Annotated in this window: 9 protein-coding genes and 3 pseudogenes; 5 read left to right on the plus strand and 7 right to left on the minus strand. The window is 56.9% G+C overall.

The window, feature by feature from the left end; translation table 11 throughout:
• Positions 1-124: 124 nt before the first annotated feature.
• The 7 genes from CLV97_RS16660 to malX form a co-directional block, all read right to left on the minus strand.
• The gene (locus tag CLV97_RS16660; RefSeq protein ID WP_106346662.1) at positions 125-4,651 is read right to left on the minus strand and encodes a glutamate synthase-related protein; all 4,527 of its coding nucleotides are present in this window, start codon (positions 4,649-4,651) and stop codon (positions 125-127) included.
• 635 nt (positions 4,652-5,286) lie between these two features.
• Positions 5,287-5,643, minus strand: a complete 357-nt coding sequence (locus CLV97_RS18680; protein ID WP_245891681.1) for a hypothetical protein — start codon at positions 5,641-5,643, stop codon at positions 5,287-5,289.
• Between the two features lie 5 nt (positions 5,644-5,648).
• Positions 5,649-7,460 (minus strand): nitric-oxide reductase large subunit, encoded by a 1,812-nt coding sequence (locus tag CLV97_RS16670; RefSeq protein ID WP_245891682.1) that lies wholly within the window; start codon positions 7,458-7,460, stop codon positions 5,649-5,651.
• Between the two features lie 498 nt (positions 7,461-7,958).
• A complete protein-coding gene (locus CLV97_RS16680; protein ID WP_106346665.1) occupies positions 7,959-9,284 on the minus strand; it encodes a tetratricopeptide repeat protein in 1,326 nt (441 codons plus the stop codon).
• A 132-nt stretch (positions 9,285-9,416) separates the two neighbouring features.
• Positions 9,417-10,196: a MurR/RpiR family transcriptional regulator gene (locus CLV97_RS16685; protein ID WP_245891683.1), complete on the minus strand. Its 780-nt coding sequence runs from the start codon at positions 10,194-10,196 to the stop codon at positions 9,417-9,419.
• Positions 10,197-10,310: 114 nt separating this feature from the next.
• Positions 10,311-11,510, minus strand: coding sequence for a MalY/PatB family protein (locus tag CLV97_RS16690; RefSeq protein WP_106346666.1), 1,200 nt, complete (start codon positions 11,508-11,510; stop codon positions 10,311-10,313).
• Positions 11,500-13,104 carry a maltose/glucose-specific PTS transporter subunit IIBC gene (gene malX, locus CLV97_RS16695; RefSeq protein WP_106346667.1) on the minus strand — a complete coding sequence of 535 codons (1,605 nt, stop codon included), beginning with the start codon at positions 13,102-13,104 and terminating at the stop codon, positions 11,500-11,502. The genes CLV97_RS16690 and malX overlap by 11 nt, the downstream gene beginning before the upstream one ends.
• A gap of 802 nt (positions 13,105-13,906) precedes the next feature.
• On the opposite strand from malX, the pseudogene CLV97_RS16700 reads away from it, so the two are divergent.
• The 5 genes and pseudogenes from CLV97_RS16700 (at position 13,907) to CLV97_RS16720 (ending at position 17,943) form a co-directional block, all read left to right on the plus strand.
• Positions 13,907-14,585: pseudogene (locus CLV97_RS16700) on the plus strand (response regulator transcription factor).
• Between the two features lie 230 nt (positions 14,586-14,815).
• Positions 14,816-15,637 (plus strand): annotated as a pseudogene (locus CLV97_RS16705) (HAMP domain-containing sensor histidine kinase); the annotation flags it as partial.
• An 877-nt stretch (positions 15,638-16,514) separates the two neighbouring features.
• Positions 16,515-16,604: pseudogene (locus CLV97_RS19075) on the plus strand (hypothetical protein); the annotation flags it as partial.
• A 45-nt stretch (positions 16,605-16,649) separates the two neighbouring features.
• Entirely contained in the window at positions 16,650-16,964 is a 315-nt protein-coding gene (locus CLV97_RS16715; protein WP_170070590.1) for an RHS repeat protein, read from the plus strand.
• On the plus strand, positions 16,954-17,943 hold the full coding sequence (locus CLV97_RS16720; protein ID WP_483878497.1) for an RHS repeat-associated core domain-containing protein: 990 nt from the start codon (positions 16,954-16,956) through the stop codon (positions 17,941-17,943). The genes CLV97_RS16715 and CLV97_RS16720 overlap by 11 nt, the downstream gene beginning before the upstream one ends.
• Positions 17,944-18,071 lie beyond the last annotated feature (128 nt).

Here is an 18,071-nt window from a genome sequence, read left to right on the forward strand (position 1 = left end):
TGGGTTCGTCCTGAACATATAAAAACCTTCCTTCGGAATTGTTTTATTCCGAATTCAACAAAAAAGGCTGTTGACCCTTCTTTGTCAACAGCCTCACTCCCCCCTTTAAAGGGGGGGAGTTCGTTTACTCCGTGGAGATGGAGGGATCGGACTGGACCCTGTGCGGGATGACCATCAGGAAGGAACGGTCCGGATGGCTGATCAGCTTTTCGATCTTCTCCGCTTCCCGGATTTGGCCGGAGGAGAGGAGTTCCCGTTGATAGACGCCCAAAAGTTCCCTGAGATCCTTCACGCCCTGATCATCCAGGGGTTCCAGGTGAACCTTGGCCCCTTTGGCGATTCGCCGCATCAGGGCGGCTTCGTCCAGTCCCATCTCCGGGATGAGCCTCAGGTAGACTCTCCCGCCGGTCATGCCGGAACAGATCCAGGGCCCCGGATCCCCGAGGACGACGGCGCGTCCGGCGGTCATGTACTCGAAGGCGAAGCCCTTGATGTTGGCCCGGTTGGCGACCATCCCCAGATCGTCCCGGAGGGGTTCGGTCGGTTCGCCGGCGATGATCACGTCGGCCCCGGAGAGGCGGATGCCGGTGCGGGAATCGGCGTTGCCCTGGACGATGAACAATCCCTTCTGCGCACCGTAGCAGAAGCCTTTTCCGACGGAACCGTTGATCCATTTTCCGAAAGCGCCCGGCGACTTCAGGATCGACACCTTCCCGCCGAAAGCGGTTTTTCCGACGCCGTCCTGGGCTCCTCCCTTCACCACCACGTGAACCCCTTCCGCGTTGAAGGCGGCCAGACCGTTGCCCGGAACGGACCCCTCATCAAAGGTGAGGTGCACATCGGGCAGTCGGTGGTAGCTGCCGTCCAACCGGTTCCGCACCCGAGCGCCGGACACGCTGCTGACAAGAACCCGCTCGGAGCAGCCCACATTGCGGAAGGTTTTCGAAACGGGGCGGTCGAAGGAGATCGCTTCGAACCGGTCCGCATCCGCCTCGGCACCGGCCGCGACGAGCACCTTGCTCTCGACCGCGGCGGGCACTGCGGCATCCGCAAGCTCCTTCCACGTTTCGGGAACCGGTCGCAGGAGATCGGTCAGATCGAGGCGATCCAAGGCCCGGGTCTGCACCAGCAGATCGGAGCGTCCCACCATGTCCTGAAGCCGCCTGAATCCGAGCTGTCCCGTGAGTCGCCGGATTTCCTCCCCGAAGGCGGTGAAGAGGCGGATCAGTCCATCGACGGCGACGTCAAACCGCCGCGGCACGAACCGCTTCAAGCCGTGCTCCTGGGCTTCCTCCACGGTTTCGATCTGGGTGGCGATCCCGACGTGACAGGTGTCCAGGTGACATCCTCTGCAGGTGGTGCAGCCGATGGCCAGCATGGCCAGAGTGCCGAAGCCGACCCGGTCCGCACCGAGGAGAACCATTTTGACGACATCCAGCCCGCTCTTCAGGCCGCCGTCGGCCCACAGTTCCACCTGGTGGCGAATACCCGCCTCGACGAGGGCGGTATGGGCGGCCTTCACCCCGATTTCCACCGGCAGGCCCACGTGTTGAAGGGCGTGGATTCGGGCCGCGCCGGTGCCGCCGTCAAAGCCGGACAGGGTGATGATGTCCGCCCCCGCCTTGGCGATCCCGACGGAGATGGTTCCGATGTTGGGCACCACCGGCACCTTGACGATCACTTTGGCGTATTTGTTGGCGGTCTTCAGTTCCGTGATGATCTGGGCCAGGTCTTCGATCGAATAGATGTCGTGGTTGTTGGAGGGGGAGATCAGGTCCACTCCGGGGCTGGCGTTCCGCGCCGCCGCCACCTTGGCCGACACCTTTTTCCCGGGCAGGTGACCTCCTTCCCCGGGCTTGGCACCCTGGCCGATCTTGATTTCCAGGATCAGGGCCGAGTTGGCCAATTCCACGTTGACCCCGAACCGGCCGGAGGCGATCTGATGTCCCCGGGTGCGCGGGTATTTGCCCAGCATGTCCTTGATCTCCCCGCCTTCCCCGTTCAGGCTGACCATGTTGAGGCGTTCCGCCGCTTCGGCGTAGGCGCGGAAGGCCACTTCATTCTGGGAGCCGAAGGACATGGAGCTGATCACCAGGGGCAGGCTGTGATCCCCCACGCCGATATCCACCTCGCCGGGCTCCACGGGGGGGCCGACGCGCTCGCGGGCGGATTCGAGGTCCAGGTCGGCGACGTGGCGCAGGGAGATCGGGTTTTCCCTCTCAATGCCCTCCAGCTTGTCGGCAAACTCCCGGTACTCGATGTCCCCGGAGGCCACCTGACCGATCGACTTCCAGATCCGGGGCCACAGGTGGAAGGTGCGCACGGGCTTAGCCTTCGCATCGGAGAAATCTGCGTATCGGGCCTCGGCGTCCGCCTTCAGATCCTCCCAGGAGGTTCCCCCCCGTTCCGATCCGCAGTAGTTGACGATGTTCAGCACATCGGCCACTTCGGGGCTCAGGCCGATGGAGGAGAAAAGCCGGGCGTAGCCGCGCAGTTCGTGGATCCCGATGGTGGAGATCACCTTTTCCAGTCCCTTGTTGAGGGCTTCATAGAGAAGAGGCGCCGATTTGTCTTCCTTTTCCACCAGGGTGGCGAACATCAAATGGGGTGCCACCACATCGGCGCCCAACCCTACGGCTACGGCCACATCGTGCAGGCTTCGGATCGCCGCCGAGCGGAGAAGGATGCTCGCCCGCCGGCGCAGGTTCTGCTCCGAATCCGGGACCGGCGCCTCCTTCAGGCTCAGATCCACCTTGGAGACGGCCAGGTGGGGATCGAGGAAGAGCCGGTCGTTCCGATGGCAATCCGAGTCGTCCAGCAAAAGGAGCGTTTTCCCGTTTCGAACGGCCCGGACCGCCCGTTCGGCCAACTGGTCCAGCGAATTGGGGATGGATGATTCACGGGGCCAGGTCAGGGAGAGCCGCTCCACCAATCCCTTTTCTTCGAAGAGGGATACCACCTCTTCCAACGTGAAGGTGTCGTGCTCCTTCGTCACCTGGGCTCCGAAAACCCCTTCGGCGAGAATCGGCGAGGGGAGCTCCAGGCGGAGGGGATTGGAATCCGCTTCGTACAGCGGAGGCCGGCCTCCCAGGACGACCCGGGTGGAGAAATGCTCCATCTCCCTCTCCCGGTCGATGGCGGGATTGGTCACCACCGCCACGCTTTCCTTGATAAAATCCGGGATGTTTTGCCGCACATGGGACAGCGCGGCCAATGGGCCGTCATGGCCGAGGGAGCGGATCGGATCGCTGCCGGTGTCGGCCATCTGCTCCACCAGCTGGATGTGTTCCCGGTCCCAGCCGAAGGCGGCGTATTCCGCGTTGGTGGCCGCTTCCACCTCGGATCGGGGAACGGCCTTCGGCGCCGCGGGCACGGAAAGATATTTTCGGTATTCCCGGAAGTCCGCCCTCTTTTTGGCCCGCTCCAGAACCAGCCCCTGCAGCTCGTGGTGGTCCAAAACCACGGCGTGGGGTTTCAGTTGGACCCCCACCGTTTCCCCCGGAGCCAGGGGCTTCGGTTCGCTCACCATGCGATGGACGGGGATGATTCCCTGTTCGGAGGAGAAAAAGAGGGCGCGTTCGCTTTCCACCATCCACAGGGGGCGCAGTCCCAGCGCATCCACGCTGAAGGCGCACTCGTCCCCGTAGCGGGAAACGATGGCGGCCGGTCCCTGGGCGAAGGGTCCCCACATTTGCCGGTAGTAGGTATAAAGATCCTTCAGTTCTTCGGGAAGCTGTTTCAGTTCGTGGAGGATCGGCGGAAACACCATTTCGATCGCTTCAAACAGCGAGAAGCCGTAACGGTGGATCAGCGTTTCCACGACGCGGTTCAGATCCTGGGAATCGCTGCTGTCCTCCGCCAGGGGAGCGCCGATCATTCGGGCTTCATCCCGCAGCTTTCGGATGGTATTGATTTCTCCGTTGTGACCCAGGAGGGAGAAGGGCTGAACCCGGAAGAAGTTGGAGAGGGTGTTGGTCGAATACCGGTTGTGGCCGATGGTGACCGCCGTCCGATATTCCGGGCGGCCCAAGTCATGGAAGTATTGAGTCAGCAGACTGGCTGCACCCATTACCTTGTAGACCGCTGTTCGATTGCTGAGGGAAGCCGCCTGGACCGGCAGCGACGATTCGATGTCCACCACCAGGTCGAACAGTCGGGCGGGAAGTCCATCGGAAGAGTCGGCTTCCAGGGCGATCTGCCAGAAATGGGGCTCGTCGGCCCGGCCGTTTTTGCCGAGGACGCGGCTGTTCACCCGATCCATCTCTTCCACCAGTATGGCGAGTCCGTTTTGTTCGAATTTTTTGCGAATTGAATTCTGAACAGCGGGGATGTCGCCCTGCTTCGGGATGAACAGGTGGCCGACCACGAAACGGTCGCTGCGGGCCTTTTCGGAAGGGAGTCCCGCATCGGCCAGTTTCCGTTCCCACAGGTCGCGGGGGATGTCGGTCAGGATTCCGCATCCGTCCCCTTCTCCGTTGATGAAACCGGAGCGATGCTCCATCTTGACCAGCGCGTCGATGGTATCGAAGAGGTTGTCTCGACTGGGATTTCCGTCCTTTTCGATGACGGCGACAATCCCACAGCTGTCGTGTTCCTCCTTCAACAAGTTCCGAAAACGGCCGAGGTCGGAGAGCTTTTTGCAACCAGTCATCGTTGGGGTTCACCTCCATGACATCGATGATCGTTCCGCACGATTTTCCCCTCGGCGGCGTGTTCCGGGGCGATCTGCTTCGCCCGGGTCGCCGATACTTCCCCGGTTCCGGCAGAGGCGGGGACGACGGACTTTCCGGACTTGTCGAAGGGGAGCCTCCTGCGCGCGCGCGTGCGCCGACCGGACAGGGGGGCGGAATCGAGGGAAGGAGAATCGCGGGGAACCATAAAATGTGAGAGGTATCGAATAATGGTTAAGAACATATTAAGTAAAGAATATCATGAATCTGCTGATCAAACAAGAGAAAAAATGATTTTTATTCATACAAAAGATTGTTTATTCCTCATGACCACCCGTCATGATCGCGGGAACACCTGGGATTTATCGAGAAATACCAGGGGAGTAAGCGCTTCCAGCAAAAATGCATAATTATAAATATTAATGGCATAAAATTCGATCAATTCCTGCGGATGCAAGAGCGCGGGGGCATCCGCCGCCGATCGGAAGGTTTTTGGACGATAGGGCGGATGCTCCCTTTGAAGCGCAGGTGAGGTTGTCGAGAACGCGGCCTGTGCACCAAAGGATGACGGTATGGCGGAGGCGAATCCCTTCTCACCGGCGGGAAAGGGCGCCGGCTACTTGACGGGGCTCCCGCCGTCCCGAGCGTAGGGAAGCTCTTCATCGGTGAAGGACCAGCCGGTCTTGAGGCCGAGGATGAACCAGCCGAGAGCCAGGGCGCCGACGGCAAATATGGTGTCGCCGACGGTCCTGAGCCAAACAAAGGTGTCGATGATCCCCCGCGACATGAATTCCGCCGAACGGGCGTACCAGGTGCCGTGTTCCACACTGGCCCAGGTTTGCATCAACCCGATGGGCAGGAGGCTGAGCAATACCATCAAGGCCAGACCGATGTTGATCGCCCAGAAGGAGAAGGCGAGGGCTTTGGTTTTCCACATGCGGCGACGGGTGAGTCCCCGCAGGCAGAACAGCATGAGTCCTAAACTCCGAACAGCGCCGTGTGCCCGTGCACGGAGGTGGTATTGAGACCCTGCATGTAGTAGAGGGCGATCGGGGGGTTGATGAAGAATCCGAACAGGCCTGCCCCCACCAGGTTCCAGAAGGCCACGGCGATAAAGTAGTAAATCGGCCACTTGTATGCCTGCACCCAGGGGCGGGCGCGGGACAGGGTCAAATTCTCATAGGCCTCAAAGCCGATCAGCACCAGGGGAACCACCTCCAGCGCGCTGAAGGTGGCGCCGAAGGCCAGCACGCCGATCGGGGTGCCGCTGAAGTACAGGTGATGGAAGGTGCCGATGATCCCGCCGAACAAAAAGACGATCGTCGAAAACAGGACCGAGGTGGTGGCCGTCGAGATCCGCAGCAATCCCATCCGCGTGAACAGGAAGGCGATGACCACCGTGGCGAAAACCTCAAAAAATCCCTCCACCCACAGGTGGACCACCCACCAGCGCCAGTATTCGGCGATAGCCAGGTGCGTATGCTGTCCCCAGAGCAGCGCCGGAATGTAAAATACGGGGATGGCGGTGGAGGCGATCAGGAACAGGATGAGCAGATGTCTGTCGTCCTTCTTTTCCCTGAGCGCGGGCCAAATGGCCCGGGCCATCAGGAACAGCCAGAGGAAAAGCCCCACCGTCAGGAACAGCTGCCAGAACCGGCCCAAATCCGTATATTCGTACCCCTGGTGCCCGAACCAGAAGTTGGTTTTCAGGCCGAGGCGCTGCTGGACCCCGATCCACTGGCCTGCCAGGGAGCCGACCACGATGATGAGCAGGCAGACAAAGAGCAAGTTGACGAAAAAACGCTGGTATTTCGGTTCCCGACCGGAAACCGCGGGGGCCACGAACAGTCCGGCGGCGATCCAGGCGGTGGCGATCCAAAAGATCCCCAGCTGGGTGTGCCAGGTGCGCGTCACCGAGTAGGGCAGCCATTCCGCGAGCGGGATGCCGTAAAAGCCGCTCCCTTCCACCTGATAATGGGCGGTGACCGCGCCCAGACCGACCTGAATCACCCACAAGGCGGCGACCACCCAGAAATATTTCAGGGTCGCCCTCATGGAGGGGGTGGGGGACAAGGCCAGCAGGGGGTCCTTTTCGGGAAAGGTCTCCTCCAACTCGGTGTGTTGTTGTTTGGCGTAATACCAGGCGAGGGCCCCGATTCCGGCCAGCAGCAGAACAAAGCTGACCACGGACCAAATCACCATGGTCCCTGTGGCCACATTGCCGATCAACGGCTCGTGGGGCCAGTTGTTTGTGTAGGTCATGTTCTCGCCGGGACGATTGGTCGCGCAGGCCCAGGTCGTCCAGAAGAAAAAGGCGTTCAGGGCCCGCATCCGCTTTGGATCTTTGATCGTGTTCCGGGGGATGGCGTATTGGTCGCGCAGTTTGTCCAGTTTGGGATCGCTTCCGAACAACCCGGCATAATGTTTGCTGATCGCCTCGACGGCCTCCGCCCGGATCGGCGATAGGATCAGATCTCCCGTGTCTTCCTGATAGGTGTTGGTCCGGATTTCCTTCTTCAAACGGGCGCGCAGCATTGCTTGCCTTTCTTCGTCCAGCCCCTCATAGGCCTTACCGTACTGCTCCGTCGCATATTTGTTGAGGATCCACATCGCTTCCCGGTGCAGCCAGTCGGCGTTCCAGTCCGGCGCCACATACGCTCCGTGCCCCCAGATGGTACCCACTTCCTGTCCGCCGATGGACTGCCAAACATTCTGTCCGTCCTTGATCTCCTTTCCGGTGAACAGCACCCTGCCGTCGGGGGTGACCACCCGTTTGGGAACGGGAGGCATCGTCTGATAGATTTACCCTCCGTAATACCCCAAGATGGCGAAGGAGATGACGAAAACCAGCGTCAGTCCCGTCCAAAGCCTCGTAAGATTCATCAAATATACCTCCAATGGATGTCCCTTTTGATTGCAGTATTTGGATTAAATGGTTTGAGTATGCAGGACGGGAGGGAGAGAAAAAACAAAAAAAACTCCTGAACAGGTCATCTGCTCAGGAGTTGAAAGATCAGACCGGTCCGGGGAATCCGCTCGTCGGGCCCGGGAATGCGCCTGTCGGGCCCGGGAATGCGCTCGTCGGACCCGGGAATGCGCTCGTCGGACCCGGGAATGCGCTCGTCGGGCCCGGGAATGCGCTCGTCGGGCCCGGGAATGCGCTTGTCGGATCGATGTCTTCGTTTTGCAGGGAGTTGTCAGCCACCAGCGGACCGGTGTGCCGCCCGCCGTCCGACCAGGCCATCACCGATAGCACGAGGGAGAAAATCAGCAAAACGCCTATCCACCTCATTGGAGCCACCTCCCACGCTGTTCGTGAACATATTCCCGCACCTTAAACATATTTACCGTGCAACGGCGGAATTCCTCCTCGTCCTTCTTCTCGTAACACTGGGCGAGGCGGTACCAAGCATCGTATTCCTTTTCCCGGAACCGGTATTTGTTGCTGAGTTCGGCCGCCCGGCGGTAATAGGGGATGGCTTCGTCGATGTTGTCCTGGATGCGATGGAGATCTCCCATGGATGAAAGGGCGTTGATCAGGATCCGTATATCGTTCCCCTTTTCGCCGCATTTGATCGCCTCTGTGAGGAACTTTTCGGATTCCTCCCATTTTTTCCGGTGCATGAAGAGCAACCCGAGTTGGGTGTACGTGGTGGCAAGTCGATCCGCCTGGATCTCATCGCTTTTGATGCCCATGGTCAGCCGAAAACAAGCTTCGGCTTTTTCCCATTCGCCTTTCTCGATGTAGATGCTCCCCAAAACCGTCCACAGATCGAACAAACTGCCGTATTCCTTGTTCAATCGGGCGATATGTAATCCTTCCATACATACTTTCATCGCATCGTCAAGGACGCCGCTGCGGCGGAGCAATTCCGCCTTCAACCAGTACAAGCTCAAATAGGTCTCCATCTGCCGGATCTTCGGAAGATCCTCCCATACCTCTTCGATCACCTTCAGGCCTTCCACCACCCGCCCCATCCGTTCCAGATAGATGGCTTTGTTTCGGAGCAGCGTGTAAATGGTATATGGTCTCTCCCCTTCGGGATGAAAGGCCTCGATGCCGTTTTCCGTATATTCCAGCGCTTTCTCCAGGTTGTTTTGATGGTAGCTGCATAAACTGAGCATGAGATAGCAGGTGGATAACATGTTGGAGCGATCGCCGTGGGGTTGATTTTCGGAGAGACGGATGCCGTTGGTGAAGGCGCGTTCCGCCTGGCGCCATTTCTGTTTGCGGTAGAGGATCTTTCCGCGGAGGAAATAGGCGGCGGGAGCGAGCAGATGGCTGTCTTCCATTTTCAGGGATTCGAGCATTTCCAGCGCTTCATCGTGGCGGCCGATGTCCGAAAGGGTTTCGACGATAAGCAGGCGAAGGCGGAGGCCTTCCAGCTCGCGCTGTTCTCCGTTCATGATTTCCGGCAGCTTGTCCAAGGGAATATCCAGTTTCTGGAGAAGGTACATCACCTTGTCGGGCCGGACGTGGGGGACGCCCCGTTCGATGTTGCTGATGGTGGCGGGGGAGATCTGATCGTCCGCCAAGTCTTCCAGACGTAACCCCCTTTCCTTCCGCACTTTGCGGATGATGTCCCCGATCTCCTTTAGCTCCAACGGGTTCAAAACCGATCACTCCTTCTTCCGCGTTTCATCAAGTTCAATATACACCAGTTTACAAAGTTCGGGAATAAGTGGAAAGAAAGGAATGGATAAATTTTAGGAACTATTGTACACGCCTTCTCCGCGAAATTTGGATTATGGTTCGCCGGACTGGGAAGGGGCTTTCCACCGGCGAATATACTCGATGATCACCAAATCCAGCAGAAGATTCATGGGAAACCGCGAGCAGAGGTCCAGGTTGCCGAAGTAGCAGTCCGTCATATGCCCCTTCAGCACGAGGTCCGCCATCTTTTCCAACCGGTTGGGGTGCGGGCCAGTGAGACTGATCATCTTGACGCCGTTCGCTTTCAGCGTGCGGGCAAAATGCAAAATGCTCTGCGTTTCACCGCTGTAGGAGACGAGAAATGCCAGATCATCTCCTGTCATCGATTGGGCGGTCACCTCCAGGTCGTCCCAATCGGTCCGGGCGTTGCACCATTTGCCGGCAAAGGTCAGTTTTTTGGCCGCGTCCAGGCAAGGAAACAGGGAGTTGCCCACGCCGAAAAACTCAATTCTCGGGCTTTCGCGGATGAGCGCGGCCGCTTGCCGGATTTTTTCGTAGTCCAGTTGGCGGATCGTCTCTTCAAAATCCCGGCGAAACCGGTCCACGTGTTTCTGCAAGGGAAAGGTCTCCGGAGCGCCGTTGCCGCCGGGCTCCTTCAGGAGCTCCTGCTGAAGGGCGTATTTCAGTTCCTGAAATCCCCGAAACCCGAGAGCCTGGCATGTCCGGCTGATGGTCGCCGTGGAGACGAACAGGGTTTTGGCCAGCTCCTCCGCCTTGCAGCGGATGACCCGTTCGGGATGATCAAACAGGTAGTCCAGCACCCGTTGCTCCAAGGGGCTCAGGTTTTGCCGCTCCGGCATCCACCGTTTCAACAAATGCCTCATCCGTCGTTCCCGCTCCCCGGTGATGATCCTTTTCAGTATACCACGAAAAAGAAAACTGCTGACGGATATCCCGTCAGCAGCGGAACGACGGCGGTGAAAAGTCTAATCGCCGAGATCCCGGTGCAGTTGATCCACCGCCGTCTTCATCCGTTTCAGTCCCTCAAGCACCTTGGAGCGGGGACAGCCGACATTCATGCGCAAAAAGGAGGCCGTATTTGCTCCGTATACGCTTCCGGGCATGATCGCCACTTTTCCCCGGCGGATCAGGGCCTCCTGCAACTCCTCTTCCGTGAAGGGAGTGCGGGATGCGTCGATCCATGCCAGATAGGTGGCTTCCGGCATGGTAAATCGAAATTCCGGCAAGTGGCGCCTTAAAAAGGAGGAGACGGCTTTCATGTTGTCCTGAAGATACTCCACCAGGGAATCCACCCAATCCTCGGCGTGGTTGTATCCCTCGATCGTCGCCAGGGTCCCCGGAATGCTGGCGCTGGAAAGGCCGTCCCGCTCCTTCAGGGTCGTCAAAAAGCGGCGGCGGATGTCGGGATTCGGGAGAATCGCATAGGAGCCTCCCAGTCCGGGGATGTTGAAGGTTTTCGAGGCCGAGGTGCAGAGGAAGACCCCTTCGAGGTGGCCGTCGGCGACCTGCGTGATGGGAATGTGGCGTCCGGGGGCGTAGACGATGTCCATGTGGATTTCATCGGAGATGACGGCTACCCGGTGTTTCCGGCAAAGACGGATCACCTCTTCCAGCTCCCATCTCCGCCAGACCCTTCCCGTCGGGTTGTGGGGACTGCACCACAGCAGGATTTTCGCCTTCGGATGGGCGAGCTTTTTCTCCAAATCGGCAAAATCGAGCTCATACCGGCCCTGGACATCCTTCAGTTCATTGGGGACCCACCGGCGCCGGAGGGCTTTCACCATGGGATGAAAGGCATCGTAGGCGGGTGTCTGCACCACGACGTGGTCCCCTTCCTCGCTCAACATCCCGATCAGCTTGGAGCAGGAATAGATGACCGAAGGGCTGTAAACGATCCAATCTTCGTCGATGTCGGCGGAAAAGCGCCGGGCAAACCAGCGGCGGACGGCCCCCTTGAATTCCCGGTGGTTCCATCGGGTATACCCGAAGATCCCGTGCTTCACCCGGTTTTCCAGGGCCTTGAGGATGGCCGTCGGCGACGGGATATCCATGTCCGATATGGTGAAGGGAAGCAGATCGGGCATCCCGAAGCGATCCTCCACGTAATCCCATTGCGTGCAGTGGGTTCCCCGGCGGTCGATCACCCGGTCGAAATCATACTTCATGATCCGATGTCCTTTGCTGTTCGATCAGTTTTTCCAGGCGGTTCTTCAGGAGCCCGACCTGCGGCCCCACCACCACCTGAAGATTGGCATCGTCCAGCTTCACGACGCCGATGGCCCCATTGGCCTTCAAGGCTTCCTCATCGATGGGTTTCATGTCCTTGACGACCAGTCGGAGGCGGGTGATGCAGTTGTCGAGGGAGAGGATGTTTTCGGCTCCCCCCAACGCCTCCAGCACCTTCCGGGCGTTGTAGTCGATCGTTTTTCCCGTTTCGCCCGAGGGTTCCTCTTTCCCGCCGGACGGCTCCTTGTTTTCCCGGCCGGGCGTCTTCAGATCGAACCGGACGATGGCGAAGCGGAAGATCGCGTAATACACGATAAACCAGACCGCGCCGACGATCGGAACCAGGTACCATTTGGTCTTCCATCCCTGCAGCAGGCCGAAGACGATGAAATCGATGATGTTTCCGTCCGTGTTTCCGATGGTGACGCCCAACAGTCCCATCGTCATGAATCCCAGGCCCGTCAAGGCGGCATGGATGAGGTACAGAACGGGGGCGACGAACAGGAAGAGGAATTCAATCGGCTCCGTGATGCCGGCCACCACCGACGCCACGACGCCGGAGATCAGAAGCCCGCGGATTTTTTTGCGGTTTTCCGGATGGGCCGTGTGATACATCGCCAGGGCGACGGCGGGCAGCCCGAACAGGAAGGTGGGCATTTTTCCCTGGGACAGGAACTGGGTGGCCTGGACGCTGAACTGGGTCACTTCGGGACAGGAGAGCTCCTTGTAAAAGATGTTGAGGGCTCCGGCCACCGTTTCACCGCAGACGACGGCCGTGCCGCCCGCCTCCGTGAAGCGGATCAGGGCGACCAGGATGTGGTGCAGTCCGAAGGGAAGCAGTAGCCGTTCGCCGGCGCCGAACAGGAAGGGGCCGACGGCCCCCGCCTTCTGGATCAAGGATCCGATCCCGCCGATCATCCAGGCAAACAGCGGCCAGATCATCGGCATGGCAACTCCGACGACGGACATCACCAGGGCGGTGACGATCGGAACGAAGCGGGCCCCGCTGAAAAACGCGAAGGCGTCGGGCAGTTGAACCGCATGGAACCTTCGATGCAGGAAGTGGACGATGATCCCGGCGATGATGCCGCCCAGCACCCCCATCTCGAAGGTCTGAATTCCCATGACCATCCCCTGACCGGCCTGTCGCATGGCTTCCTCCGGAGCCAATCGGCCGGTTTCGGTCAGGTAGAAGTTGATGGACAGATGCATGACGATATAGCCGACAAAGCCGGAAAAGGCGGCGACGCCCTTCTCCTGGCGGGCCAACCCCAGGGGAATGGCCATCGCAAAAAGGACGGGCAGATAAGTGAACGCGAAACCGCCGATGGTCGCGATGAATTTGAAGAAGGTCTGCAAAACCGGGTTTCCCAGCCAGGGAAAGGCCTCGATCGTCGCGGCCCCCGAAAAGGCGCTTCCCACCCCCAGCATGAGACCCATAAAGGCCAGCAGGGCGACCGGCAGCATGAAGGTCTTGCCGAGCCCTTGGAAAAATTCCCATACACCGGATGTCTTCGAACGCATCGGTTTCATCTCCACTTCCCTCCTCGGGCGAACTCTTCGATTCCATCATCCCCCCGAAAGGCGGGAGAGACAAGGGAATGCGGGCGTTTTGAAAGCGGATTCAATTTTTGTATGGCGAATTTTCATGATCCGGTCTTTAGAAAGTCTTTCGTTTTTCCTCCCTGGATCTTTAGATTTGTTGGTTATGATCGGTCCCGAAAGGAAGGAACCTGAATGCGTCTTGCGAGGCTGTACGAGCAGTTGGATCTTTTTCTCCAAGTTTGTGCAGTCTGCCCTCCGGGTGGGAAGCATTGCCCCGAGATCAAGGTTTTTGGCGGAGAGAATGCCGGCTGGGAAAGGGCTTCCGTCCTGGTGGAACCGGGACCGGGACCCTGACAATGTACATGCAGGTGGGAACGCCCGATTGCAAACGGTTTGTCTTTAAAAGGGACCCGCAGATGCGGGAGGGTTTCTATCCCGGAGCGGTTTGTTTCGCCGATGCGGTCGAACTGATGGAAGAGCCGTCTCCCCGGTTGAAGGGGACGGAAGCGCCGGAGCGTTCGTGATGAGCCCAGGGGTGTGGGCCTTCGATGGGCGGGATCCGCTTCCTGCCTTGTTTGTCTCGGAAGACTTATTGAATCCTGGAGGTTGCTTCCTTGGAGATCGTTAAAACACACCGGAAACGGGATATTATTTAGGAAAGGTTCTTGCGGCGCCCGGACCTCGCATATGCCCTTTTTGACGACGGGGTTGGAGCGTTTTTCGTTCGGACCTGTTTCAATGATGGAGTCAAGCCATCTTCACTCCGTTCGGGGATGCAGGGGGGATCAACATGCAGCCGACGATTCTGGTGATTGATGATGATGCCCAGATACGGAACCTGATTGCGATTTACCTGGAAAACGAAGGTTTTCACGTCCTGAAGGCGGGAGACGGCCTGGAAGCTCTGGACCTTCTTTCGAGAAATGAAGTCCACCTGATCATTCTGGACATCATGATGCCGAAGATGGATGGTATCGATGCCTGTTTAAAGATTCGGGAGGAAAGCGAAGTTCCGATCATCATGCTGTCGGCAAAGACGGAAGATCTGCACAAGATCCACGGGCTCAGCGTCGGGGCCGACGATTACATCACCAAGCCCTTCAATCCCCTGGAGCTGGTTGCCCGGGTCAAATCCCAGTTGAGGAGATACCTTCGCTATAATCCCTCGCAAAGCAGATCGGATCAGAGCCGGATCGAAATCGGCAATCTGATCATCGAAACGAAGACGCACCAGGTCTTTGTCAACGGGAGGGAAGTGAAGCTGACTCCCAAGGAATTCGCGATCCTGGAGCTTCTCGCCCGCCATCAGGGGATGGTTTTCAGCAGCCGGAAAATCTATGAGCACGTTTGGAAAGAGCCCATGTTGGGGTCGGAGAATACGGTGATGGTCCATATCCGGAATAGAGGAAAATCCGCGGAAACCGATCTATCTGAAAAATGTCTGGGGAGTGGGGTACAAAATCGAATGAAGCGAAAATGGCAGTCCAAACTGAGCCTGCAGCTGTTGTTTTCGATTGCGGTCAGCTATGTGATCACGCTGTTTTTTCTGGGGATCTTGACCCATACCATTTACCGCATTGAGAAGTTGAGCCCTTATTTCCGGCCCATCTCCGCCTTTGCATTTTTCCTCGGCATTGTCTTTTTTGCCGTCCTGTTTTATCTGATTGTGTACAGGAAAATTGAGTACCTCAAATACATCTCCAGAAAGGTGATGGAGATCGCCAACAAGGGGTTCGGCACCACGATTGAGATCCGGGGAAATGATGAGATCTCCGAACTGTGCAGGAACATCAACGCCATGTCCCTGGAACTGAAGAACAAATTCGAGCGGGAGAGGGAGCTGGAAAAGAGCAAGAATGAACTGATCATCGGCATCTCCCACGATCTTCGGACACCCCTTACCTCCGCCAAAGGATACCTCCAGCTGCTGAAGGACAAGAAGTACCAAAGCGATGAGGAACTGGAAACCTATATTCAGATCGCCTATGACCGGATGGAGATGCTGGAAGATTTGATCGAGGATCTGTTTGAATACACGCGATTGCAGGGGGAGATCCGGCTGAACAAGCAGCGGTTGTGTCTGAACGATATCCTGCTCCAGTTTGTCATTGATTACGGCCCCCTGTTTGAGAAGGAACGCCTCGCGTTGAAATCGACGATTCCACAGGAGAAATATTATGTGGAAATCGACCCCGACAAATTTGTCCGCATCATGGAAAATTTGCTGGGAAACGCCCTGAAATACAGCCTCCGGCCGAGCAGTGTATGGGTCAGCCTTTCCCCCAAGGATCAGGGAGTGCGCTTGACCGTGAAAAACAAAACCCAGCCCATTGACGAAGAAAACCTCTCCCGCTTGTTTGACCGCTTTTACCGGCTTGAAAAATCCAGATCGAAGGAGACGGGCGGAACCGGTTTGGGCCTGTCGATTGCCAAGCGGCTCGTGGAACTTCACGGGGGAAAGATTTGGGCCGATGGCGAAGAAGACGTGATCCGCCTGCATGTGTGGCTTCCCGTCGCCTAGCGGAATGCGGGCCGGCAATGACGATGATGCGGGCAGCACGAATGAGGACAGCCGGTTCTACGGCTCCACCTGTGGCCGAAACAGCCGGTCAGCGCAATCCATGCGGCAAAACAATCTACTCCAAACCGATTACGGAGATGCGCAGTCTGCATGTTAAAATAATAGTGGGAAGGGTCTGCCAACTCTTCCGATGCTTGATTGAAGGGGTCATTTTTTATGAAGCGCCTGCGTAGCTTTCATCAGTATTTTGGCATTGGTAGCCGTCAATCTTGTATTTGATGATGAAATGACTTTCCCTTTTATGTTCCATATATTCTTTCCGGGTGCATCGTGGCCGGTGACGGTTTCATAAGAGCGCTTTTTAACAAATTTCACCGCGAACCGTTGCCGGGAAGTCAGCGTGGGGAGTTGCACCGTCCCGGGGAACCCGGTGATCATGAAGAGACGAAATATTTAACGGTGGACGGAACTCTTCACCTACCTTGGTGAAGGGGAGGTAAAGCAGGGTGAGCAGGACACGCCGTACATTCAGAAATATGCTCAGAGTCAAGAGCATCATCCATTTACTCCTACTTCTGACCATTCGTGTGCACGGTTTTTGTAAAGTATGTGTGGGATAAAAATGTAGATCTGTTGATCGCTGTTGAAGTACTTTTCGTGATAACGGGATTGATCATCGAGCCTATAGCCCTTTCACTTTACAAGGAATGGGAAGTCAAGGAAGCGCGGTTCGGTTTCATGGGAGCATTTGTGAGAGCAACGTTTGGTATGGTGGTGATTTTTGGGGTCATCTATATTCTCGTTCAATATCTTCCCGTGCCAGGCTGATGTTTTGTTTAACAGCTTCACCTACAATTAGCTCAACCAGTTTATTCGAATTACAGAAAACAGAGCGAACTGCGCCTGGTTCACCTACGACGAAGGGGACCGGATCGCCAGCCGGAAGAACGGCGACGGCAGCGTCAGTCTCTTCCGCTACAACGGAGCCGGCGACCTGATCGAACAGATAAATTTGGACAAGAACGGAGAGATTCAAGACAGTTTCACTTACACGTACGACGCAAAGGGGAACATCACGGCGGTCACCTCTTCGGCGGGAACAACCACCTACGTCTACGACGCCCTGGAGCAGCTGATCAAAGAAACGCGGCCAGACGGAACGGTGATCGAGTACACCTATGACGCTGTCGGCAACCGGCTGACGAAGAAGGAAACGAAGGGCGGCACGACCTTCACCACGAACTACACCTACGACGACGCGGACCAGCTGACGGCAAGTCAACGGGACGAGATACACGCACGACGCCAACGGCAACCTGACGAATGACGGGAACCGGACCTACGTCTACGATGCCGAAAACCGGCTGGTTGCGGTCAAGGATAGCGGCGGGAACACCATCGCTTCCTTCACCTACCGGGCCGACGGCATGCGGAAGACGATGACGACGTCTTCGGGGACGATCACGTTCCACTATGACCAGAACGACAACGTGGTGTATGAGACGGACGAAAACAACCGGATCGTCGCCAGCTACACCTACGGCCCGAACAACGAACCCGTCAGCATGACCCGGGACGGCAAAACATATTACTACCAGACCAACTACCGCGGAGATGTGTTGGCGCTGACCGACTCCTCGGGGAATGTAGTTGCCACCTACGAGTACGATGCCTTTGGGAGACTGCTGAAGGAGACGGGAACGGTCGAGAATCCGTACCGTTACGCGGGGTACCGGTATGACAAGGAGACGGGGTTGTACTATCTACAGAACCGGTACTACAATCCGGAGACGGGAAGGTTTTTGAGTAGAGATCTCGCCGAAGAAGATGAATTTGAACCTATTACCTTTAACAAATACACCTATGCAAATAACAATCCTGTAATGATGGTCGATTCCGATGGCAATAGAGCAAGGTATATTAAAACGATAAAGCGGTATTGGACATGGTATATATCTCAAAGTGATTTGGATGCAGCAGCTACTGCTTATGGATTTATTGACAAAGCAATTAGTTCGAAGAAGAAAAAGTATGCTAAAAAGCTTATTATTTCCATCCTGGCAAAGGTTAACAAATATCTTTATGTCGGGATCGCTTCGTTATGGTTTTATTCACTGGCTACTGGACGAAAAGGTGTAACCATTGTATATGTTTCTGTAGATAAACGCTGGTATGTGTACAGGTGGAGTACTCGGAAAAAAAGGTATAGCTGGATAAACACTCTCAGTATCAATTATGCGTATGCATTCATAAAACCGGGTAGAAAGTACTATCCGAGAAGAACAGTTTCGTATTATAGGTATTAGAATATTATTGAGCAAGCTCTATTTGAGCTTGCTGAGGCTGTTGACAAAGAAGGGTCAACAGCCTTTTTTGTTGAATTCGGAATAAAACAATTCCGAAGGAAGGTTTTTATATGTTCAGGACGAACCCA

Origin of the sequence: Planifilum fimeticola (assembly GCF_003001905.1) — a bacterium.
GTDB lineage: Bacteria > Bacillota > Bacilli > Thermoactinomycetales > DSM-44946 > Planifilum > Planifilum fimeticola.